Source organism: Rhodococcus sp. NPDC019647 (assembly GCF_044389235.1).
GTDB lineage: Bacteria > Actinomycetota > Actinomycetes > Mycobacteriales > Mycobacteriaceae > Rhodococcus_F > Rhodococcus_F oxybenzonivorans.
This window is the reverse complement of sequence record NZ_JBIRXS010000012.1, coordinates 75,459-95,224: the sequence shown is the minus strand read 5'-3', so window position 1 is coordinate 95,224 and position 19,766 is coordinate 75,459. Positions and strand designations below refer to the sequence as shown.

At 66.0% G+C, this 19,766-nt stretch carries 20 protein-coding genes and 1 riboswitch; of the genes, 14 read left to right on the top strand and 6 right to left on the bottom strand.

Annotated features, from left to right (window positions below):
- Positions 1-31: 31 nt before the first annotated feature.
- Genes ACH49N_RS21525 through ACH49N_RS21515 form a run of 3 tightly spaced genes read right to left on the bottom strand, consistent with a single transcriptional unit; the run spans position 32 to position 2,901 of the window.
- Complete coding sequence (locus tag ACH49N_RS21525) at positions 32-1,456, bottom strand: NAD(P)(+) transhydrogenase (Re/Si-specific) subunit beta (protein ID WP_358276687.1); 1,425 nt, start codon at positions 1,454-1,456, stop codon at positions 32-34.
- Positions 1,456-1,788 (bottom strand): NAD(P) transhydrogenase subunit alpha, encoded by a 333-nt coding sequence (locus ACH49N_RS21520; RefSeq protein WP_109328582.1) that lies wholly within the window; start codon positions 1,786-1,788, stop codon positions 1,456-1,458. The genes ACH49N_RS21525 and ACH49N_RS21520 overlap by 1 nt, the downstream gene beginning before the upstream one ends.
- Positions 1,789-2,901, bottom strand: a complete 1,113-nt coding sequence (locus tag ACH49N_RS21515) for a Re/Si-specific NAD(P)(+) transhydrogenase subunit alpha (RefSeq protein ID WP_358276688.1) — start codon at positions 2,899-2,901, stop codon at positions 1,789-1,791.
- A 269-nt stretch (positions 2,902-3,170) separates the two neighbouring features.
- Here ACH49N_RS21515 and ACH49N_RS21510 point away from each other — a divergent pair, with 269 nt between their 5' ends.
- Together ACH49N_RS21510 and ACH49N_RS21505 are read left to right on the top strand one after the other, a co-directional pair.
- Complete coding sequence (locus ACH49N_RS21510) at positions 3,171-3,566, top strand: DUF488 family protein (protein ID WP_358276689.1); 396 nt, start codon at positions 3,171-3,173, stop codon at positions 3,564-3,566.
- A 242-nt stretch (positions 3,567-3,808) separates the two neighbouring features.
- A complete protein-coding gene (locus ACH49N_RS21505; RefSeq protein WP_358276690.1) occupies positions 3,809-5,182 on the top strand; it encodes an APC family permease in 1,374 nt (457 codons plus the stop codon).
- Between the two features lie 19 nt (positions 5,183-5,201).
- Here the strand turns inward: ACH49N_RS21505 and ACH49N_RS21500 are convergent, their stop codons facing one another.
- The gene (locus tag ACH49N_RS21500; protein ID WP_358276691.1) at positions 5,202-6,755 is read right to left on the bottom strand and encodes an AMP-binding protein; all 1,554 of its coding nucleotides are present in this window, start codon (positions 6,753-6,755) and stop codon (positions 5,202-5,204) included.
- Between the two features lie 161 nt (positions 6,756-6,916).
- Between ACH49N_RS21500 and ACH49N_RS21495 the strand changes: the two genes are divergently transcribed.
- Together ACH49N_RS21495 and ACH49N_RS21490 are read left to right on the top strand one after the other, a co-directional pair.
- The gene (locus ACH49N_RS21495; RefSeq protein ID WP_358276692.1) at positions 6,917-7,735 is read left to right on the top strand and encodes a maleylpyruvate isomerase family mycothiol-dependent enzyme; all 819 of its coding nucleotides are present in this window, start codon (positions 6,917-6,919) and stop codon (positions 7,733-7,735) included.
- Between the two features lie 266 nt (positions 7,736-8,001).
- Positions 8,002-8,421, top strand: a complete 420-nt coding sequence (locus ACH49N_RS21490) for a Type 1 glutamine amidotransferase-like domain-containing protein (protein WP_397504770.1) — start codon at positions 8,002-8,004, stop codon at positions 8,419-8,421.
- A gap of 42 nt (positions 8,422-8,463) precedes the next feature.
- Here the strand turns inward: ACH49N_RS21490 and ACH49N_RS21485 are convergent, their stop codons facing one another.
- Positions 8,464-8,793 carry a hypothetical protein gene (locus ACH49N_RS21485; protein ID WP_109328568.1) on the bottom strand — a complete coding sequence of 110 codons (330 nt, stop codon included), beginning with the start codon at positions 8,791-8,793 and terminating at the stop codon, positions 8,464-8,466.
- Between the two features lie 513 nt (positions 8,794-9,306).
- On the opposite strand from ACH49N_RS21485, the gene ACH49N_RS21480 reads away from it, so the two are divergent.
- The 6 genes from ACH49N_RS21480 to ACH49N_RS21455 all read left to right on the top strand — a co-directional run bounded on the left by ACH49N_RS21480 (position 9,307) and on the right by ACH49N_RS21455 (position 14,668).
- Positions 9,307-10,680 (top strand): FAD-linked oxidase C-terminal domain-containing protein, encoded by a 1,374-nt coding sequence (locus ACH49N_RS21480; protein ID WP_358276694.1) that lies wholly within the window; start codon positions 9,307-9,309, stop codon positions 10,678-10,680.
- Between the two features lie 110 nt (positions 10,681-10,790).
- Entirely contained in the window at positions 10,791-11,963 is a 1,173-nt protein-coding gene (locus tag ACH49N_RS21475) for a DUF4185 domain-containing protein (protein ID WP_159921062.1), read from the top strand.
- 56 nt (positions 11,964-12,019) lie between these two features.
- A complete protein-coding gene (locus tag ACH49N_RS21470) occupies positions 12,020-12,295 on the top strand; it encodes a GNAT family N-acetyltransferase (RefSeq protein WP_109328564.1) in 276 nt (91 codons plus the stop codon).
- Positions 12,279-12,821: a DUF3558 domain-containing protein gene (locus ACH49N_RS21465; RefSeq protein WP_250770253.1), complete on the top strand. Its 543-nt coding sequence runs from the start codon at positions 12,279-12,281 to the stop codon at positions 12,819-12,821. Before ACH49N_RS21470 ends, ACH49N_RS21465 begins: the two co-directional genes overlap by 17 nt.
- On the top strand, positions 12,818-13,342 hold the full coding sequence (locus ACH49N_RS21460; protein WP_358276695.1) for a DUF3558 domain-containing protein: 525 nt from the start codon (positions 12,818-12,820) through the stop codon (positions 13,340-13,342). The genes ACH49N_RS21465 and ACH49N_RS21460 overlap by 4 nt, the downstream gene beginning before the upstream one ends.
- 84 nt (positions 13,343-13,426) lie before the next feature.
- Positions 13,427-14,668, top strand: a complete 1,242-nt coding sequence (locus ACH49N_RS21455) for an MFS transporter (protein ID WP_358276696.1) — start codon at positions 13,427-13,429, stop codon at positions 14,666-14,668.
- On the opposite strand, the gene ACH49N_RS21450 is transcribed toward ACH49N_RS21455, so the two are convergent.
- Positions 14,661-16,214: a carboxylesterase/lipase family protein gene (locus ACH49N_RS21450; protein ID WP_358276755.1), complete on the bottom strand. Its 1,554-nt coding sequence runs from the start codon at positions 16,212-16,214 to the stop codon at positions 14,661-14,663. The two genes, ACH49N_RS21455 and ACH49N_RS21450, sit on opposite strands and share 8 nt — an antisense overlap.
- Before the next feature lie 110 nt (positions 16,215-16,324).
- A riboswitch (TPP riboswitch) is annotated at positions 16,325-16,420 on the top strand.
- Between ACH49N_RS21450 and ACH49N_RS21445 the strand changes: the two genes are divergently transcribed.
- The 4 genes from ACH49N_RS21445 (at position 16,414) to ACH49N_RS21430 (ending at position 19,765) form a co-directional block, all read left to right on the top strand.
- On the top strand, positions 16,414-17,136 hold the full coding sequence (locus ACH49N_RS21445; protein WP_159921054.1) for a TenA family protein: 723 nt from the start codon (positions 16,414-16,416) through the stop codon (positions 17,134-17,136). (Overlaps the previous riboswitch by 7 nt.)
- Positions 17,133-18,161 carry an ABC transporter substrate-binding protein gene (locus ACH49N_RS21440; RefSeq protein WP_397504769.1) on the top strand — a complete coding sequence of 343 codons (1,029 nt, stop codon included), beginning with the start codon at positions 17,133-17,135 and terminating at the stop codon, positions 18,159-18,161. Before ACH49N_RS21445 ends, ACH49N_RS21440 begins: the two co-directional genes overlap by 4 nt.
- Positions 18,139-18,960: an ABC transporter permease gene (locus tag ACH49N_RS21435; RefSeq protein WP_159921052.1), complete on the top strand. Its 822-nt coding sequence runs from the start codon at positions 18,139-18,141 to the stop codon at positions 18,958-18,960. The genes ACH49N_RS21440 and ACH49N_RS21435 overlap by 23 nt, the downstream gene beginning before the upstream one ends.
- Complete coding sequence (locus ACH49N_RS21430; RefSeq protein WP_159921050.1) at positions 18,953-19,765, top strand: ABC transporter ATP-binding protein; 813 nt, start codon at positions 18,953-18,955, stop codon at positions 19,763-19,765. The genes ACH49N_RS21435 and ACH49N_RS21430 overlap by 8 nt, the downstream gene beginning before the upstream one ends.
- The last annotated feature ends 1 nt before the right edge of the window (position 19,766 follow it).

Sequence of the window (19,766 nt, the reverse complement as noted above, 5' to 3'; positions counted from 1 at the left end):
GCAACCAGAAAGGCGCACGAGCCCGGAGGGCCTACAGGGCTTTGAGTTCCTCGGTGACGTCGGCGACGGATTTCTTCGCGTCGCCGAAGAGCATCGAGGTGGTGTCGGCGAAGAACAACGGGTTGTCGATACCGGCGAACCCGGAGTTCATCGACCGCTTGAGCACGATCACCGACTTCGACTGATCCACATTCAGGATGGGCATCCCGTGGATCGGCGAGGACGGGTCGTTGCGGGCGGCCGGGTTGGTGACATCGTTCGCCCCGATCACCAGGGTGACATCGGTGCGAGCGAACTCGTCGTTGATGTCGTCCATTTCCTTCATCGCGTCGTACTCGACATCGGCCTCGGCGAGCAGCACGTTCATGTGCCCAGGCATCCGGCCGGCGACCGGGTGGATGGCGTACTTCACCTCGACGCCCTTCGACTCGAGCAGCTTGGCCATGTCCTTGACCGCGTGCTGGGCCTGCGCGACGGCCAGCCCGTAGCCGGGAACCACGATCACCTGATTGGCGTAGGCCATCTGAATCGCCGCGTCCGCCGCCGAGGTCGACTTCGCCGTCTTCACCGTGCCGTCGTCGGCGACCGCGGCAGCCCCGCCGCCACCGAACCCGCCGGCCACGATCGCCGGGATGGACCGGTTCATCGCCTTCGCCATCAGGTTCGTCAGGATCGAACCCGACGCGCCGACGATCATGCCGGCCACGATCATCGCCTGATTGTTCAGGGCCAGACCCGCGGCGGCAGCGGACAGACCGGTGAGCGCGTTGAGCAGCGAGATGACCACGGGCATGTCGGCGCCGCCGATCGGCAGCACCACCATCAACCCCAAGATCGCGGCCAACACGAGGACTCCGACGATCCACCACTGGCCGGTGGGCCCGGTCGGGTCGATGGCCTTGATCCCGATGATCACCGCGAGCGCGACCGCGCCGATCAGCAACAAAGCGTTCAGCGGCTGCTGCAACCGGCCGATGCCGATCGGGCGGCCGGGCAGGGTTTCCTGCAGCTTGAGGAACGCGATCACCGATCCCCAGAAGGAGATCGATCCGATGATCGCCGCGAACAGCGAGGCGATCACGATGTGCACGGTCGGCGACTCACCGTGCTGAAATGCGGTGAACCCGTCCGAGTCGAGGAATTCGGCGTAGGCGATCAGGGCGACGGTGCCGCCGCCGACCCCGTTGAACAACGCCACCAGCTGCGGCATCGCCGTCATCTTCGTCCGCAACGCCGGCGGCACACCGAGGATCACACCGATTACCAGACCGGCGACGATGAGCACCCAGTTGGAGGTGTCCCGGATCGCGATCAGGGTGGCGACCACGGCGACACCCATGCCGACCGCGGCGATCTGGTTACCGCGGACCGCGGTCTTCGGCCCGGTCAAACCCATCAGACCGTAGATGAACATCGAGAACGCCACGATGTACAGAACGTTGACGACATATCCCATTACTTGTCCCCACCCTTCTCAGCGACAGCAGCGGCGGGAGAAGCGGGCTTGGACTTGAACATGCCCAGCATCCGGTCGGTCACCACGAAACCACCGACCACGTTGATCGTTCCGAACACCAACGCCACGAACAAAATCACCTGCAGACCCCACGGCGGATTGTCGACCTTGCCCAACACCACCAACGCACCCAACACCACGATGCCGTGGATCGCGTTCGTCCCCGACATCAGCGGGGTATGCAACGTGTTCGGGACCTTCGAGATCACCGCGAACCCCACGAACCCGGACAACACCAGGATCGCGATGTTCGCCAACAATTCGGTATACATCTAGGACACACCCTCCTCACGGGTGACGCAGGACGCGGCAAGGACTTCGTCCGAGAAATCGGGGGCCAACCGGCCTTCGACCAACATCAACTCGAGCAGCGCGGAGATGTTCTTCGAGTACAGCTCCGAGGCGTGCTCGGGCATCGACGCGGGCAGGTTCAGCGGCGAGCAGATCGTCACCCCGTGCTTGACCACGGTCTGACCGGGTTCGGTGAGCTCGCAGTTACCGCCGGTCTCTCCGGCCAGGTCGACCACCACGGAGCCGGGTTTCATGCCCTCCACCGCGGCGGCGGTCACCAACCGGGGGGCCGGACGTCCCGGCACCAGGGCGGTGGTGATGACGACGTCGAAGCCCTTGATCGCGTCCTCGAGCGCCTGCTGCTGCTGCGCGCGCTCAGCTTCGGTGAGTTCGCGGGCGTACCCGCCTTCACCGGCGGCGTCGATTCCCAGATCGAGCCACTGCGCACCGACCGAGCGAACCTGATCGGCCACCTCCGGGCGCACGTCGTAGCCGGTGGCCCGGCCACCGAGCCGCTTCGCCGTCGCCAATGCCTGCAGGCCGGCGACACCGACACCGAGGACCAGCACGGTCGCGGGTTTGACGGTACCGGCTGCGGTGGTGAGCATCGGGAAGAACCGGGTCGACTCCGACGCCGCGAGCAGCACCGCCTTGTATCCGGCCACGTTCGCCTGCGAGGAGAGCGCGTCCATCACCTGGGCGCGGGAAATCCGTGGGATCGCCTCGACCGCGAACGCCTGCACCCCCGCCGACTTCAGCGCGGCGACCTGGTTGTCCTGATTGCGGGGGGCGAGGAACCCGATCAACGTCTGTCCGGCATGCAGCCGGCCCACTTCCTCGTCCGACGGCGGCGCGACCTTCACGATCACCTCCGCCGACCACGGATCGCCGATCTTGGCGCCCGCCCCGACATACAATTCGTCCGGGATCAAAGCGCCCAATCCGGCACCCGACTCGACCACCACATCGACACCCTTACCCGTCAATGCGGCCACGATCTTCGGCACCAGCGCTACCCGACGTTCGCCCTCGTTCGACTCACGAGGAACGCCAACCGTCGGGCGCGGCTGCGCCGCGCTCTGCGATGTATCCATTTATCGACTTCCTGCGGTAGATGGTCTGCATGCCGCGACGAGCGGCAACCAACCGTTGATGAGCGGAATATGTCCCCAGCCTCGACTGATTTCAGCTGATGATAGCCAGAGACCGCGTGACGTAGTGAACAGAGAAGCCGGCCGGAGTCTGTCTGAATCGAGTCCGAACAGCCGTTCTCACCCGCCTTTCCTCTAGTTTGTGAGGCCAGTCACACACGGCCGCGTCGTAGGGTGAGGAGAGAAACCCGCACAGAAGCGGAGGTTCGGTGATGCACAAACGACAGGGACATCCGGAGACGGACGTCGACTCACCAGTGGTGGTGGAACGGGTCTACGACCACCCCACCGACGGCGACGGACTCCGGCTCTTCGTCGACCGGCTCTGGCCGCGCGGCCTCCGTAAGGATGCGTTTCACTTCGACGACTGGGCCCGTGATCTCGCACCCTCGACCGAGCTTCGCCATTGGTACTCACACGACGTCGCCGCATTCGGCGAGTTCCGGGAACGGTACGTGTCCGAGCTGGACTCCCCGCCGGGACGCAAGGCTGTCGCGAGGGTTCGGGAGCTCGCGCACGGACGCCCCATCGTTCTCTTGACCGCCACCAAGGACGTCACCCACAGTCATGCGGAAGTCCTTGCCGACTATCTGCGCGGTCAGCTGTGACGGGCGAGGCGGACCCCGGCGACCTTACGGACGAGGACCTGGGCGGCGACTCCGTGTGCTGGCTCGACCGTGTCTGCCCCGACTGCGGACTGTTCCTGACGGACGGGACGGCACCGCGGTGTCCACGGTGCGGGTGCGAACGGACCGCGTAACTGTCCTCAGTTTGGGACCGTGTCTCGGGGGTACATGACTGCACCTGAGGTGGCGGCACGTCACCGTGGCAGACGGGATGAACCTTGCAGATGCGACGCGCCGCCCGGCCGGTGGACGAGGGAGATGCCGAGCACTTCGACCAGGACGCCGGACACGGGACCCCTCTCGCCCGCGCAATCACGGGTCCGCTCCTCTTCGTCTTCATTCTCGGTGACGTGCTGGGTGCCGGGATCTACGCGTTGGTGGGGGTCATCGCCGGCGAGGTGGGCGGCGCAGTCTGGGTGCCGTTGCTGCTGGCACTGGTGATGGCGTTGCTGACGGCGACCTCGTATGCCGAACTGGTCACCAAGTATCCGCGCGCCGGTGGGGCGGCCGTGTTCGCCCAGCGGGCGTATCGGACACCGCTGATCTCGTTCCTCGTCGGGTTCTCGATGCTCGCCGCCGGAGTCACGAGCGCAGCGGGGCTCGCACTCGCATTCTCCGGCGACTACCTCGCCGCGTTCGTGGATGTGCCGACCGTCCCGGCGGCACTCGTGTTCCTTCTCCTCGTGGGATTGCTCAACGCCCGGGGGATCAAGGAGTCGATGCGCGCCAATGTCGTCATGACGGTGGTGGAGGTCACCGGCCTGGTCCTGGTAGTGGTTCTGGCCGGCATCGTGCTCGGACGTGGTGACGGCACCCTGAGCCGGGTGGTCGAATTCGACGAAAGCCGTTCGCCGGCGCTCGCGGTGCTGGCCGCCGCACTGCTCGCCTACTACTCGTTCGTCGGGTTCGAGACGTCCGCGAACGTCGCCGAAGAGGTGACCAACGTGCGCACGGTGTACCCGCGGGCGTTGTTCGGAGCGTTGCTGACGGCGGGCGCCGTCTATGTCCTCGTCGGACTGGCGGTCTCGGTGGTCCTACCCGCCGGCGAACTCGCCGCATCATCCGGCCCGCTGCTGGCAGTGGTCTCCGCCGCCGACGTCGGCGTTCCACCTCGCCTGTTCAGTCTGATCGCGCTCGTCGCCGTCGCGAACGGCGCACTGCTGACGATGATCATGGCAAGCAGGCTCACGTACGGAATGGCGTCCGAGGGACTGCTTCCGCGTCCGTTCGCACGGGTTCTCCCGCGGCGACGGACTCCCTGGGTGGCGATTGTGGCGACCACTGCCGTCGCCATGGCTCTGTGCGTCACCGGTTCGTTGTCGGCCTTGGCGGAGACGGTGGTTCTGCTGCTGCTCGTCGTCTTCATCAGCACCAACATCGCTGTCCTGGTGTTGCGTCGTGATGCGGTGGAGCACCGCCACTTCCGGGCCCCGACGGTGTTCCCGATCCTCGCCCTCGTCACGTGCGTGGCGTTGCTCACCCAGCAGAGCGCGGCCACCTGGCTGCGTGCGGCGCTACTCCTTGCCGTCGGAGTCGTGTTGTACGCAGTCTCCCGCCGTCGTTCCACGAGAACGGACGCCGAGAGTCCCCGCGCGTAGTAGCGCGGGGACTCTCTGATCAGCCAATTGTCTTCGCCCCCGCGAGATACCGTGCCCGCAGCTTGTGCTTGACGAGTTTGCCCGTGGGCGTGCGCGGCAGGTCGTCCGAGAAATCGATGCTCCGAGGCGCCTTGAAGTGCGTCACCCGGTCCCGCACGTAGTCCAGTAGTTCACGGGCGACCGCCTCCGACGGCTCCACATTGTCGACGAGTTGGACCACAGCCTTGACCTGTTCGCCCATTTCCTCGTCCGGCACACCGATCACCGCGACGTCGAAGACCTTGGGATGCATGGTGAGAATGTTCTCGGACTCCTGCGGGTAGATGTTCACCCCGCCGGAGATGATCATGAAGGCCGCCCGGTCCGTGAGGTACAGAAACCGATCGTCGTCGAGGTATCCGATGTCACCGCTGGTGGTCCACGTCGGATGACTGGGATGCGTTGCGGCTTCGGTCTTGGCCGGGTCGTTGTGGTATTCGAACGGCCGCTCCTCGCGCTCCCAGTACACCGTTCCGATCTCACCGGTGGGCAGCTCCGCACCGGTGTCGTCGCAGATGTGCACGATGCCCATCACCCCGTCGTGCCCGACGGATCCCGGCTTGGCGAGTGCCTGCGCACTGTCGATGAACGTGGCGCCGGCACCTTCGGTGGAGGCGTAGTACTCGTGGATCACCGGGCCCCACCAGTCGATCATCGCACGCTTCACCTCGGGCGGGCAGGGGGCTGCCGCATGAATCGCCACCTTCAGACTCGACACGTCGAATTTCTCGCGAACTTCTTTCGGCAACTTGAGCATTCGCACGAACATGGTGGGGACCCACTGACTGTGCGTCACCTGGTACTTCTCGATCAGGCGCAGCGCCTCCTCTGCGTCGAACCTGTCCATGAGGATGATGGTTCCGCCGACGGACGTGATGGTGCCGCAGAAGCGGAGGGGCGCCGCGTGATACAGCGGCGCGGGGCACAGGTAGACGGTGTCCGCGTCGAATCCGTACATGGGCGCGAACACCGCCGTGTACGGGTCCGTCGTCGAGTCGACTTCACCTTCCGGCAGTGCGGGTTTGATTCCCTTCGGCCTGCCGGTGGTGCCCGACGAGTAGAGCATGTCCCGCCCACGAGGTTGCGTCTCCAGTGGTTCGCCGGACTGCGCCGCCACCGCCGCGTCGTAGCTGTCGAAGCCGTCCAGTTCACCGCCGTAGACGAGCCGGTGCCGGACGCCGGGCAACTGGGCCGGGTCGGCGGGAATTGCCAGTGCCGCATCAGCCGAGGCGATGAGAACGGCGGCTCCGCAGTCGTTCACGACGTAGCCGGCTTCGTCCGCGGTGAGGTGCCAGTTCACCACGGTGATGTAGAGGCCCGATCGCAGGGCCGCCCAGTAGACCTCCAGAACACGGAGGTCGTTGCTCGACACCAGAGCCAGGTGATCCCCGACCTTCAGGCCGAGCCCACGCAGGTGTCGCGCCAACCGGATGGACCGCTCATCCAGCTGCCGGTAGGTGAGCTGCTCCCCCGTCGACGGCCGGACGACGGCCGGCTTGTCCGGGGTGGTGGCGACAAAATTTCCGGGAAACATCCACGCTCCTTTGTTAATGGAGATTCTCATCATCGGTCTACCACAGGCGTCCGCGGACGGGGCCCGTTCACGCTCACCGGCCGCAGACGTTCCCGTGGCCAAAACACCGGGCCACCACCCGGCAAGGCCCTACAGTTGAAGCGAGAGGAGGGCCATCAGACGTGACTGCCCTACAGAAGGAACGGATACTCGACGCGCTGTTCGAAGAATGGGACGTGCTCGACCAGTTGCTGTCCTCGGTGACGGGTGACGACTGGTTCACGCCCACCCCCCTGCCCGGGTGGACCGTGCACGACGTCACCGCCCACCTGATCGGTACCGAATCGATGCTCGCGGGGATACCGGCACCGCACACCACCGTCGATGTCCACGGATTCGCGCATGTGCGCAACGAGATCGGAGCGTTCAACGAACGGTGGGTAGAGGGACTGCGCGGGCGCCCCGGCACCGAGATGCTCGACCGCTTCCGGGACATCACCGAGCTCAGGCGCTCCGAACTGGCGCAGATGACGGATGAGATGTTCGACGCCGAGACCGCCACCCCGGTCGGCCCAGCACCCTATATCCGGTTCATGCGCGTCCGCGTGTTCGATTGCTGGATGCACGAACTCGACATCCGCGACGCGCTGGGTGTTGCCGGGGACGAGGGCGGAGTCCGCGGTGACACCGCGTTCGAGGAGATCATGGGAGCGGTCGGGTTCCTCGTCGGAAAGCGTGGCAAGGCGCCGTCGGGCTCGCGCATCGCCCTCGAGTTGACTGGTCCGCTCGCGAGAGAAATCCACGTCGCCGTCGACGGGCGCGCAGCGGTGGTGGACGAGTTGCCGGGCGACGCCACCACGACGATCACACTCGACTCCCGGCTGTTCACCCGTCTTGCCGGGGGCCGGGTGAAGGCCGCGGATCACCGCGACGCCATCACCCTCGGCGGTGACACCGCCGTCGGCAAGCAGATCGTCGACAATCTCACTTTCACGATCTGACCGCGATGCGCTTGTTCCTGTCGTCCTACCGGTTCGGAGCCGACCCCGCACCGCTGATGTCGCTCGTCGGAAAGCCGGGACGGGTGGGTGTGATCGCGGCAGCAGCCGACGCTTGGCCACCGTCCGCCCGCGCCTCAGCGGTGGTCAGTGATGTGGCGCCGCTGCGGCGCCTGGGGTTCTCACCGGAGGAAGTCGATCTTCGCGACTACATCGGAACGCAGAACGGCGGCACGAGCGGGCTGCGAGATCGGCTGGCGGGATTCGGCATGCTCTGGGTGCGGGGCGGAAACACGTTCGTCCTGCGTGCCCAGATGGCGCGTAGTGGTGCGGACGATGTTCTTCGCGACCTGCTGAGAAACGATTCGCTCGTCTACGCCGGATACAGCGCGGGCGCCTGCGTCATGACACCGACGTTGCGCGGTCTCGACTCCTCCGATGACCCGTCGGAGGTTTTCGGGACCTGCGGCATGCAGCCGATCTGGGAAGGCCTCGGGGTGGTGCCATTCGCGATCGTGCCGCATCACCCGCCTGCGACGCCCTCAGGCGGCGAAGAGACGGTGCCCCTGGAAGACGCGGCCGCTGTCCGGCGTACCGTCGCCGCGTTGCGTGTCGCGGGAATCGAATACTGCACCCTGACGGACGAACAGGTAATCGTGGTGGACGGAGAGTCCACCGAGCTCATGTGACGAAGCACCGCGAGTGCCAGTTGCGGAGACGCCAGGAGAACGTCAGCCGAAGACGGCGACGGGCATCGACGGCGCGAACGGGGCGACGCGGTCGAGTGCTGCCCAGGTGACCTCGCAGCGCTTGGCGGTGACCTCATCGGCGTCGGCGAGCAGGGTGTTGAGGAGAACCTTGGGGTTCAGACTCCACTCGGTGACCATCGCGCGAACTTCGTCGTTCGTGAACAATCCCGAGCCGGCCAGGGCGAAGACCCACTCGTCGAATTCCCCGCGGTGAATCTGTTCGATGGAGTCGTAGTCGATACCACCGTCGATGAACTCGTACGAGAACATCGCGGAAATGTAGCTGCTGGGGTCTCGGTGGAGTGCGTGCATCGTGCGGGTCCTTCCGGGGTCGGTGCGGCAAAACCGGCCCCAAGTTGCGATCTGACTCACATTTCGTGAGATTCTCCGTTTGGGTGTAACGCCTCGCCGGTGTTTGACGATGCAGAACGCTAACCCGGGAAAGCGCTTTTTTGCATTGCCCCCTCGATACGATCCGGTAACAGAGTGACGAATGTGACCTGAGTTACATCGAAAACTCGCAAGTCCGAATTTGCCCCGAGGCGCGACTACCTGCAGGTTTCCCGCACGGGAGGGTTCTATACCCCCCGGTCGTCCAAGGCAAAAAAATTAACACCCCTGTTCTCACATAGTGGGACTCGTACGCGTCGGTAACAAGATGAGCGGTCGAGACCCGCCCCGACCTGTACTGAACGTCCAGGTTGAGGCCATATCTGAAGCGAAGCCTCCGAATCGGTTCAGTTGGACGCTCGACCAAATCGGGTGCAGGCCAGTCCGGGCGGCGCTACCGTCGGGTACGCCGCCACCGCCCGCGAGGAGCACAACATGACGATCGCACCGGACGTTCTCGCGGAACTCGACGCTGCCCTCCCCCATGGATGCCTGCTCACCGATCCGGATCTTCTCGCGTCCTACAGCCACGACTGGGCACGCGACCCGGACGCTGTCCTGCCCGCCGCCGTTGCACGGCCGACGCTCACCGAGGAGGTCCAGGCGGTGCTGCGCTGGGCCGGCAGACATCGGGTCCCGGTGATCCCCCGCGGGGCCGGTTCGGGTCTCAGCGGAGGTGCCACCGCGGTACGGGACAGCGTCGTCGTCAGTACCGAGCGGATGCGCCGGATCGACGTCGACCCCGTCACCCGTATCGCCGTCGCCCAGCCCGGCCTGCTCAACGCCGAGGTCAAGGCGGCGGCCGCGGAACATGGGTTGTGGTATCCGCCCGACCCGTCGTCGTTCGAGATGTGCACCATCGGCGGCAACGTGGCGACCAACGCCGGCGGGCTGTGCTGCGTGAAGTACGGGGTCACCACCGACTACGTGCTCGGCCTCCAAGTGGTGCTTGCGGACGGAACGGCGGTGCGGTTGGGCGGGCCCCGCCTCAAGGATGTCGCCGGACTGTCGCTGACCAAACTTTTCGTCGGCAGTGAGGGCACGCTCGGAGTCGTCACCGAGGTGACCCTCAGACTGATCCCGGCGCAACCGCCGTCGTGCACCTTGGTCGCGACGTTCGCGTCGGTGCAGGCGGCCGCCGACACCGTGCTGGCCATCACGCGCTCGCTGCGCCCGTCGATGCTGGAGTTCATGGACCGCACGACGATCGGCGCCGTCGAGGATGCGCTGAAGATGGGCCTGGACCGGACTGCAGAAGCCATGCTCATCGCCCGCTCGGATGCACCGGGGGCGATTGCCTCGGAGGAGATCTCCCGCATGGCCGACGCCTGCACCGCGAGCGGCGCGTCAGAGGTGTTCACCACCGACGATCCCGAGGAGGGCGAAGCCTTCGCGGCGGCAAGGCGATTCGCCATTCCCGCAGTGGAGCGACTCGGAAGCCTTCTCCTCGAGGACGTCGGAGTCCCACTGCCGAAGCTGCCCGCGCTGGTCGAAGGCATTGCGTCCATCGCACGGACACGAAATGTGCTGATAGCCGTCATTGCTCATGCCGGCGACGGCAATACGCATCCACTCATCGTGTTCGATCCCGCGGATGCCGCGATGGCCGAACGTGCCCGGCTCGCGTTCGGCGAGATCATGGATCTCGCCATTTCCCTCGGGGGAACGATCACCGGTGAACACGGGGTGGGAAGGCTGAAGAAGGCGTGGCTTCCCGACCAAGTGGGTAAGGACGTCATGGATGTGACGGCCCGGGTGAAGCAGGCGCTCGATCCTCTGGGAATCCTCAACCCGGGCGCCATTCTGTAGATTCCCGCGGCCGTCACGGTACCCAAATGGTTATGCAAGGGGCTGGTGTGACAGCTGAGGTGTTGCTAGCGTGACCGGACCTGCTCGAAATGTCGCAGAGAGGTGCGCCCGTGACCAAGCTCCGCCGTGTCGTTTCACTGGCCATGCCCGCCCTATTGGCGTCTAGCTGCACGTTTTTCGCGTGGTCACCCTCCGTCGCGACGGCGGCGCCGTGCCTCGGATCAGGCAGCCTGGGTTCGAGCTCGAACAACGATATCAATCCGATTCCATGGCTGAACGGCAGCGACGGCCGCCTTCCCGAACTACGCGGCCACACGCAGGCCGTCGCACACATCACCGGGCCCCGCAGTCCCAACGACACGATCTTCCGATTCAGCGTCCTCGGAACCGACCTCGGCATCATGTGGGACAACGGAGCCGGCCAGGTTCTCACCGCCTTCGGCGATACGGTCGGCCTCAGCGACAATCCCCTGTGCGGGCTCGTCGGCGACTGGCGCAGCAACATTCTGCTTCGCAGCAGCGACCGCGATCTCGCCAACGGTATGAGTATCGACAACTCGCCCGTGGACCGCCCGAATCATTCCAAGGAAATCATCCAGAGCAAGAAGATTCCGGGCGTCGAGCAAACTGTCATCCCCACCACCGGCATTTCGGTGGGTCCCGTGCAGTACATCAATTACATGTCCGTGCGGAGCTGGGGCGCTCCCGGCGAATGGGACACCAACGCGTCGGGAATCGCGTACTCCGTCGACAACGGCGAGAACTGGGTCACGGATCCGCTGACCCTGCGTCCCAATGTGCCCGGCACCGGTGCCGAGAACTTCCAGATGGGCTCCTACGTCAAACACGACGGTTTCGTCTACGCCTTCGGCACGCCGTCCGGCCGTTCGGGTGACGCACGGTTGTCGCGGGTGCCGGAAGCGGAGATTCGAAACCTCACCGCGTACGAGTACTGGGACGGCAAGGCATGGGTGAAGGCGAATGCCGCCCTTGCCGCCCCCGTGATCCCAGGGCCCGTCAGCGAGCTGTCCGTGCAGTTCAACGAGTACCTCGGCCAGTTCGTCGCGATGTACACGGACGCCGGCAACTCGGTGGTCATGCGGCGGTCCGATCGGCTCGAATCCGGCTGGAGTGCACCGGAAGTGTTGGTGAGCAGCCGCGACGTGCCCGAGCTGTACGGCGCCTACATGCACCCGTGGTCGAAGGGATCGGATCTGTACTTCCTCGCCACCACCTGGTCCGACTACAACGTCATGCTCCTGCGCACCAACCTCGCCGACTGACGGTAATCTGCGAGTGTGCGCAGCACTGCACGCTCGATGCGAACAGAGGAGTGGTTGTGGCGGTCAAGGTAGAGCACGACGTGTCCGAGTCCCGGTTCGAGATCTTCCTCGACGGTCAGCTCGCCGGGTACGCCGATTACGCCGAGAGGAACGGTGTCCGCGACTTCCACCACACCGTCACCTACCCGCAGTTCCGGGGGCAGGGACTGGCCGCTCAACTGGTCAAAGCTGCCCTGGACGACACGAAGGACCGTGGCTTCTCCGTGGTTCCGTCCTGCTCGTACGTCGAGCATTACATCGCCGAGAATCCGAGCTATGCGGAGCTCGTCTGAGTCGGACCGTCTGGCCGTCCGCGGCATGTGTGCCGCTGCCGCCGCCCTCACACTGGTCGGCTGCGCATCAGGAAACGGTGACGATACCGGCATGCCGGACACCCTTCCGCGGACGTCGACGGCCGCCCGGCCGGGAGCCTTCGTGGGCGAGTGCGGCTCACTCACCGACGGCGAGGTCTACGAGCGGGCGGGGATGTCCGGGCTCACGCCCGTGTCCCGCAATGGAATCAAATGCCGCTGGGAGGCCGACGGCGGAGCCCGATATGTGATGTTCACCTGGTACCGCGGCAGCCCGATCGACCGGGAACGGTCGGTGGCGCAGGGAATCGGGCACGAGGTCCACGACCTCGACATCGCCGGGCATCGGGGGTTTTCCTCACAGAACGAGGGATTCTGCGAGGTGGCGGTGGCGACGGGGGCGGATTTCGTGCACTGGCTGGTCCGGTACGGCGTCGGCGTCACACCGTCCGATCCGTGCGCGGCTCCTACCGCTCTCGTCGACCTCACTCTGAAGAAGGCGAAATGAGGGCCGTCCGCACATTCGCCGCCGTTGTCGCGGCAGTGCTCCTGCTGACCGGGTGCGGTAACTCGATCACCGGCACTCCCCTCCCTGAAGGTGTAGGTATGAGCGTCGGTGGCTCCGACCGATTCGACAAGCTGCTGCGCGAGTGTGAGGCGGTCCCGAACGAGAAGATCGCGGAGGTGCTCGGCGGTGACGGAATCGACCAGTACTTCTACGGGGCTGTCTGCATGTGGACGGTGTTGTCGCACGCCGGTTCCCTCGACGTGACGTTCGGCTGGTTCGAGAACAACTCGCTGCAGCGCGAGCGGGATGTCGCCGATCGGCTCGGCTACCAGGTGGACACCATTTCCGTCGCAGGTGCGTCGGCCTTCACCGCCCGGCGGCCAGGTGACAGTGCGACGTGCGGAATCACCGCCGCCTACTCCGGAGTGATCACCTGGTGGGTGCAGAACCGTTCGGGTACGGGCGATCCTTGTGCGGGGGCTCGGACCCTCGCGGAATTGACGCTGCAGCGCAATCAGTGACGAGTACAAAATGGGTCGCGGCGGTCTCGGCGGCGCTGTTAGCGTCGAGTAGACACCTTTTCACTCCGACCAGAGGACTCAGCCGTGACCGCCACCGAGACGGCAGCGCCTCGCCGGCTCGGCCCTCTGGTGCTGCTCAATCTGGCAACCCTGTTCTCCGCCACCGGGAACGGTATCGCGATCGTCGTGTTGCCGTGGTTGGTGCTGGAGCGAACCGGCCGCGCCTCCGACGCCGCGGTGGTCGCCGGCGCGGCCACTCTTCCCCTTCTGTTGTCGAGTCTGTTCGCAGGCACGGTCGTCGACCTGTTCGGTCGGCGCCGCACCTCCATCATCTCCGATTGCCTCTCCGCACTCTCGGCTGCCGCCATCCCGATCGTGGCAAACACGGCGGGCCTGTCGGTCCTGGTCATAGCCGTCCTCGCGGCAGTCGGCGCCGCGTTCGACCCGGCAGGCATCGCGGCGAGGGAATCGATGCTGCCTGCAGCCACGACGTCGGCCGGGTGGTCGCTCGACCGAATGAACAGCCTCTACGAGGCCAATTACAACGTGGCCTACCTGGTCGGACCGGGTATCGGCGGGGTCCTGATCGCCACGGTCGGGGCCGAGAACACGTTGTGGGTGACCGCCCTCGGCTTCGTCTTGTCCATCGTCACCATCACTTTCCTCCGGCTCGACAATGCCGGCCGGCCCGACGCCTCGTCCGCGCCGACCTCACTCTGGCGCGGCACCGTCGAGGGTGTGAAGTTCGTGTGGCGCAACCGCCTTCTGCGCACGATCGCCTTGGTCGACATGGCGGTGGTGGCGCTGTACCTGCCTGTCGAGTCCGTCGTGTTCCCGGTGTACTTCACCGAACTCGACAAACCCGCACAGCTGGGTTCGGTGCTGATGGCACTGAGCGTCGGCGGAGTCGTGGGCGCCCTGGCGTACGGGCCGCTCTCCCCCTTCGTGTCCAGACGGGTGATCATGCTCGTCGCGGTGATCGTCCTGGGCGCAGCCATGGTGGCCATGGCGTTTCTCCCGCCCCTGTGGGCGATCCTCGCGCTGGCCTTGCTGCAGGGACTCGTCTTCGGGCCGGTCGGCCCGATTGCCAACTACGCCATGCAAACTCGTAGCCCCGAGCACATGCGCGGACGGATCACAGGCGTCATGACGTCCACCGCGTACGCTGCCGGTCCGCTGGGCTATCTGCTTGCCGGGCCGATGATCGACGCCTGGGGCATTCAGCCGACATTCTTCGTGCTCGCCGTCCCGGTGCTCGTCCTCGGTATCGCCTGTTGCGCGTTTCCGGTCCTGAAGGAACTGGACGCCCCGGCGACCGTCAGCTGAAGCCCATCACCTCGTTGCCCCAGGCCAGGCGCATCTCGCGGTCCGGGTCCTGTACAAGGGTGTCGGAGCTGTCGATCAGCAGCGTTGCGCGAGTGTTCTCGTCGTAGGGAGCCCAGTGTTTCGACCCGTCCAACGCCGCCGGAACGCCGTGCCGCACGAACGCGAGCCAGCGGCGCTGAACGCGGCCGGACACCTCAAGTGCCGTCTTCCGCCCGCCCAGCCAGAACGTGGGATCGACGTTCAGGGTGCCGAAGTTGCCGAACACGTACGGCAGCTCGGTGGCATGCCCCGCCCCGATGCGCGCAGCCTTGAGGATCGGGGTGGCCGCATCGAACCGGTACATCCACGTCGGTGAGTGACGACTGTGTGCGTCCGCCACCCACAGGGCAGGCATCCGGAACGCGGCATCTCGGGACATCGCCAGCGCACCCCGAGATTTTGCGCGGTCCGGGTAGGCGGCCAGGATGTCGGCGAGCCGGTTGGCGGGGAGGTCGGGATGATCGGCGGCGATGGCCCGGAGCATCTCCTGCACCGAATCGGACGTGACCGGCAGCAACGGCGACTTCATCAGCTTGAAGAGCGAGGACTCGTCCTTGTTGGAACCGATGATGAGCGGGATCCGGTGGGAGTACCCCTTCTGGAATGCTGCAACCGGGTACCGCGGCAGGAAATCGCGGTCGACGACAGGCGCCATGGCGAGTGTGCCCGGAATCTTGGTGGGCACCTCGTTGACCAGCGTGTCGCTGGCTTCGATGATCTGGTCGTACGGAAGGCGGAGCAGAGTGGCGGACTCCTCCGGCGCCAGCCCGAGGATGTCGAGGAATTGCCGGGCCACCGTGGCGGCGCGCTCGCTTCCGTAGACGGAGGTGGCCGGTGGGCTCTGCGCGATCGCACGGTGGAACAGTCCTTCCGCGCTCGGACAGGTCATCAGTGTGGTGATCGATCCGGCGCCGGACGATTCGCCGAACACGGTCACCTCGTCCGGATCCCCGCCGAAGGCCGAAATGTTCTCGCGCACCCATGCCAGTGCCGCGACCTGATCGCGCAGTCCGATGTTGGTCTCGAAGACGTGCTCGGCCGTGGAGAACGACGACAGGTCGAGGAAGCCGAGCGCACCCACCCGGTAGTTGAACGACACCACCACCAGGTCACCGACGGTGGACAGGATCCGCCCGTCGTAGATGCTCTGCGCCGCCGTTCCCAGGCAGTACGCACCCCCGTGGATCCACACCATCACCGGCCGCGGTGTGCCGTCCGGTTCCGGGGCCCACACATTGATCGAGAGGCAGTCCTCGTCCATCTCGAGTCCCGCGTCGATCGGCACGGCGGTGCCGTGCCCCTGCGGCGCCATGGGCCCGAAGACGGCGCAGTCGCGCACACCGTTCCAGGGGGACGGTGGGGCCGGCGCCCGGAACCGCAGCGCTCCGACGGGGGCTGCCGCGAACGGGATGCCCTTCCATGCGTAGACGTCGCCGTCGGCGTGCCCGCACACCGCTCCGTCGCGGGCGCGGACGACCAGCGTGTCGCCGGACTTCTCGACTTCCACGACGGACACCCCCCTCACCGGGAATCTCCGGCCAAGGTACCAACGATGCGCAGAGCCGTCCGAGTGAACGGGGCTTTCCGCTCTCCCGGCGGGCGGTGCTAGGGTCGGCTTGTTCTGACACGGGGTGCTCCGCACGGGCGGGGCTGAGATCACACCCGGGAACCTGCTCAGGTAATGCTGACGAAGGGATGTCATTGTAGTGAACAGCTCTGTCCATGATGCCGCCGTCGTGGGCCGGCACACCAGATTCACGGACCTCTTATGGGACCGGACCACGGTGTTGCGGGACGCGATCGACGAGCTCGAATTTCTCCGCCGACTCGGTGACGGCACGCTTCCGCTGGACGTGTTCCGCACGTACATCGAACAGGACTTTCTGTACCTCACCGGGTACGCGAAAGCGCTGTCACTGGTGGCCGCGCACGCTCCGGACCCCGTCGCGGCCGGATTCTGGGCCAACTCCGCCGCCACGGCAGCCACCGTCGAGGCCAGCTTGCATCAGAATCTGCTGAGCGGCGGAAAGTTGCCCGCGTCGGACGCTCAGCCGCAGCATTCGCAGGCCTGCCTCGGGTACGTCTCCTACCTGACGGCCGTCGCCGCCACCGAGCCGTATCCGGTTGCCGCGGCTGCGGTACTGCCCTGCTTCTGGATCTACGCCGACGTGGGACGACGGCTCGCCGCCAGCGCCCGCGAGGTGCTCTCCGCGGACCCGTCGCATCCGTACGCGCAGTGGGTGACCACCTACGACGCCGAGGAATTCCACGCTGCCGTGGCCACCGCCCGCGAACTGGTGGACGCTGCCGCCGACGCCGCCACCGAAGCGCAGCGTGAGGCCATGATCGAGGCGTTCGTCGTCGCCAGCCGGTACGAACTCCTGTTCTGGGATACCGCCCTGAACGAGCAGAAGTGGCCGAAGTCGTGACGCTCTTCGCGCGCACGAAGCGCGCCGCCGCTGCAGCCGTCGTCCTCGTGTCCGCACTCTCCGTACTGGCCGGGTGCGCCGACAACGGGTCGTCGGACGACACCATCAGATTCGCCCTCGACTGGACGCCGAACACCAATCACACCGGTTTGTTCGTCGCCCTCGAGCAGGGCTATTTCGCCGACGCCGGACTCGACGTGGAGGTTCTGCCGTACAACGACACGTCCCCTGACACGCTCGTCGACGCCGGCAATGCCGAGTTCGGCGTGAGTTTCCAGAGTTCGGCGACCTTCTCCAAGGCTGCGGGTGCCCAGACGAAGTCCGTGCTCGCACCTCTGCAGCACTGGGCCACGGGCATCGCGGTCAGGGCGGACCGCCCCGACATCACCCGTCCTCGGGACTTGGACGGCAAGATCTACGCGGGCTTCGCCGACCCCGACGGCGAAGCGACGCTGAAACAGATCATCCGCAACGACGGCGGCAAGGGTGAGTTCACCACCGTCACCCTCGGCACGTCCGCGTACGAGGCGGTCTACTCCGGCACCGCAGACTTCACCGTGTCCTTCTTCGCGTGGGAAGGCATCGAGGCCGAGCACCAGGGAACGCCGATGCGGTACTTCCACTACACGGACTTCGGATTTCCCGACGCGTATGCACTCGTGATCGAGGGCAACGAAGGATGGATGGCCGAGCACCCCGAGGAGGCACGGAAGTTCGTCCAGGCCCTGCAGCGGGGATACCAGTTCGCGGCCGACCAGCCCGATCAGGCCGCGCAGATGCTGATCGACGCCAATCCCGGTGCGTTCCCGGACGAGTCGCTGGTGCGGGAAAGCCAGCAGATGCTCTCGTCCCAGTACATGAAAGATCCCGCCGGGACCGTCGGAACACAGACCACGGAGAAGTGGGCAGGGTACTCGGGATTCCTGTTCGAACACGGCTTACTGACGGGACCCGACGGAGCGCCGCTGACCGCCGAGCCCGACTGGTCGACATATTTCACCAATGAGTACCTCGACACACCCTGAGACGAGTTCTCGCTCCGCGGGGCCGGGGACGTCCTCGGTCCTGCGGCGGGGACTCCCTGCGCTCGTGGTCGTCGTGGCGCTGGTGGTCGCCTGGCAGATTTATGTCAGTGTCAGCGGAATCCGTCCGCAGGTGCTGCCGTCGCCGCTCCGTGTGGTCGCGCAGGGGTGGCGTGCCCGCGACGTCATCGCCGGACATGCCTCCGCCACCCTTCAGGTCACCATCATCGGCTTCGCGGTGTCTCTGCTGTGTGCCTGGGCGCTCGCGGTTTTGGTCGATTTCTCGCCGTGGCTGCGGCGCGCGTTCGTGCCGCTGTTCGTGGTGTCGCAGACACTGCCCATCATCGCGATCGCACCACTGATGATCATCTGGTTCGGCTTCGGCTTGCTGCCCAAGATTCTCGTCATCGCGCTCGCCACCTTCTTCCCGATGACGATCGGCCTGATCGAAGGGTTCGCGGCGGCCGATCGGGAGGCCGGATCACTGCTGCGCAGTATGGGCGCGTCCCGCTGGCAGGAGTTCCGCTACGTCCGACTGCCCTCGGCAATTCCGCGCTTTTTCACGGCCCTGCGGATCGGCATCACCTACGCCGTCGTGGGAGCGGTGTTCGCCGAATACGTCGGCGCAACCTCGGGTCTCGGCATTTACATGGCCACCCAGAAGAACTCGTTCCGGACCGACCTGGTGTTGGCCGCGGTGCTGGTGACCGCGGTGATCAGCGTCAGCCTCTACCTGCTCACCTTCGCGGTCGAACGTGCCGTCGCGCCGTGGATCGCCGCCGAGAGGGGCCGTAATGACTGACGACGCGCGGGTCGAACTGTGCGGGTTGTCCAAGGCCTTCCCGGTTCGCGGCGGCGTCCGGCCCGTACTCGACACGGTGTCGTTCACCGTCGAACCGGGCGAGTTCGTGTCGGTCATCGGACCGAGCGGGTGCGGGAAGAGCACAGCGTTCGCGATGCTCGCCGGACTCGACCGACCCGACTCCGGCACCGTCACGATCGGCGGCACGCCGGTGCCCGCGGCCGGTGGCGGTTCGGCACAGTGTGCCTACATGCCGCAGAAGGACCTTCTGTTCCCGTGGCGCACGGTTCTCGACAACACCACCCTCGGTCTCGAGGTGCAGGGCATGCCCCGACGTGACGCACGCGAACGCGCCCGCGCCCTCTTCCCCGTGTTCGGCCTCGCCGGGTTCGAGGACGCGCGACCCAGCCAGTTGTCGGGCGGGATGCGGCAACGCGCTGCGATGCTCCGCACCGTCGTTCAGGAGCGCCCCGTTCTCCTCCTCGACGAACCGTTCGGTGCCCTGGATTCCTTGACCCGCACCGAGATGCAGGCTTGGTTGCAGGAGGTGTGGCAGCGCTATCGGTGGACGGTGTTGATGATCACCCACGACATTCGTGAAGCCGTGTACTTGTCGGACCGGGTGGTCGTGCTGTCGGCACGACCGGCCACCGTCCGGCGTGAGGTGACCGTGGATCTGCCCCGCCCCCGGGAGCTGTCGATGATGACGTCCCCGGAGTTCGCGGACGTCGAACACGAACTTCTCGAGGTCTTGCACGAGGAGTCGAAGCGCGCGCTGGTCGAGCAGGAGTCGCGGCGAGGCTGAC

Bases quoted from the DNA above. Each gene is read 5' to 3' on its own strand.
- ACH49N_RS21525 (WP_358276687.1), bottom strand. From the start codon at position 1,456: ATGGGATATGTCGTCAACGTTCTGTACATCGTGGCGTTCTCGATGTTC.
- ACH49N_RS21520 (WP_109328582.1), bottom strand. From the start codon at position 1,788: ATGTATACCGAATTGTTGGCGAACATCGCGATCCTGGTGTTGTCCGGG.
- ACH49N_RS21515 (WP_358276688.1), bottom strand. From the start codon at position 2,901: ATGGATACATCGCAGAGCGCGGCGCAGCCGCGCCCGACGGTTGGCGTT.
- ACH49N_RS21510 (WP_358276689.1), top strand. From the start codon at position 3,171: ATGCACAAACGACAGGGACATCCGGAGACGGACGTCGACTCACCAGTG.
- ACH49N_RS21505 (WP_358276690.1), top strand. From the start codon at position 3,809: ATGCGACGCGCCGCCCGGCCGGTGGACGAGGGAGATGCCGAGCACTTC.
- ACH49N_RS21500 (WP_358276691.1), bottom strand. From the start codon at position 6,755: ATGTTTCCCGGAAATTTTGTCGCCACCACCCCGGACAAGCCGGCCGTC.
- ACH49N_RS21490 (WP_397504770.1), top strand. From the start codon at position 8,002: ATGCTCTGGGTGCGGGGCGGAAACACGTTCGTCCTGCGTGCCCAGATG.
- ACH49N_RS21485 (WP_109328568.1), bottom strand. From the start codon at position 8,793: ATGCACGCACTCCACCGAGACCCCAGCAGCTACATTTCCGCGATGTTC.
- ACH49N_RS21480 (WP_358276694.1), top strand. From the start codon at position 9,307: ATGACGATCGCACCGGACGTTCTCGCGGAACTCGACGCTGCCCTCCCC.
- ACH49N_RS21465 (WP_250770253.1), top strand. From the start codon at position 12,279: ATGCGGAGCTCGTCTGAGTCGGACCGTCTGGCCGTCCGCGGCATGTGT.
- ACH49N_RS21460 (WP_358276695.1), top strand. From the start codon at position 12,818: ATGAGGGCCGTCCGCACATTCGCCGCCGTTGTCGCGGCAGTGCTCCTG.
- ACH49N_RS21435 (WP_159921052.1), top strand. From the start codon at position 18,139: ATGAGTACCTCGACACACCCTGAGACGAGTTCTCGCTCCGCGGGGCCG.
- ACH49N_RS21430 (WP_159921050.1), top strand. From the start codon at position 18,953: ATGACTGACGACGCGCGGGTCGAACTGTGCGGGTTGTCCAAGGCCTTC.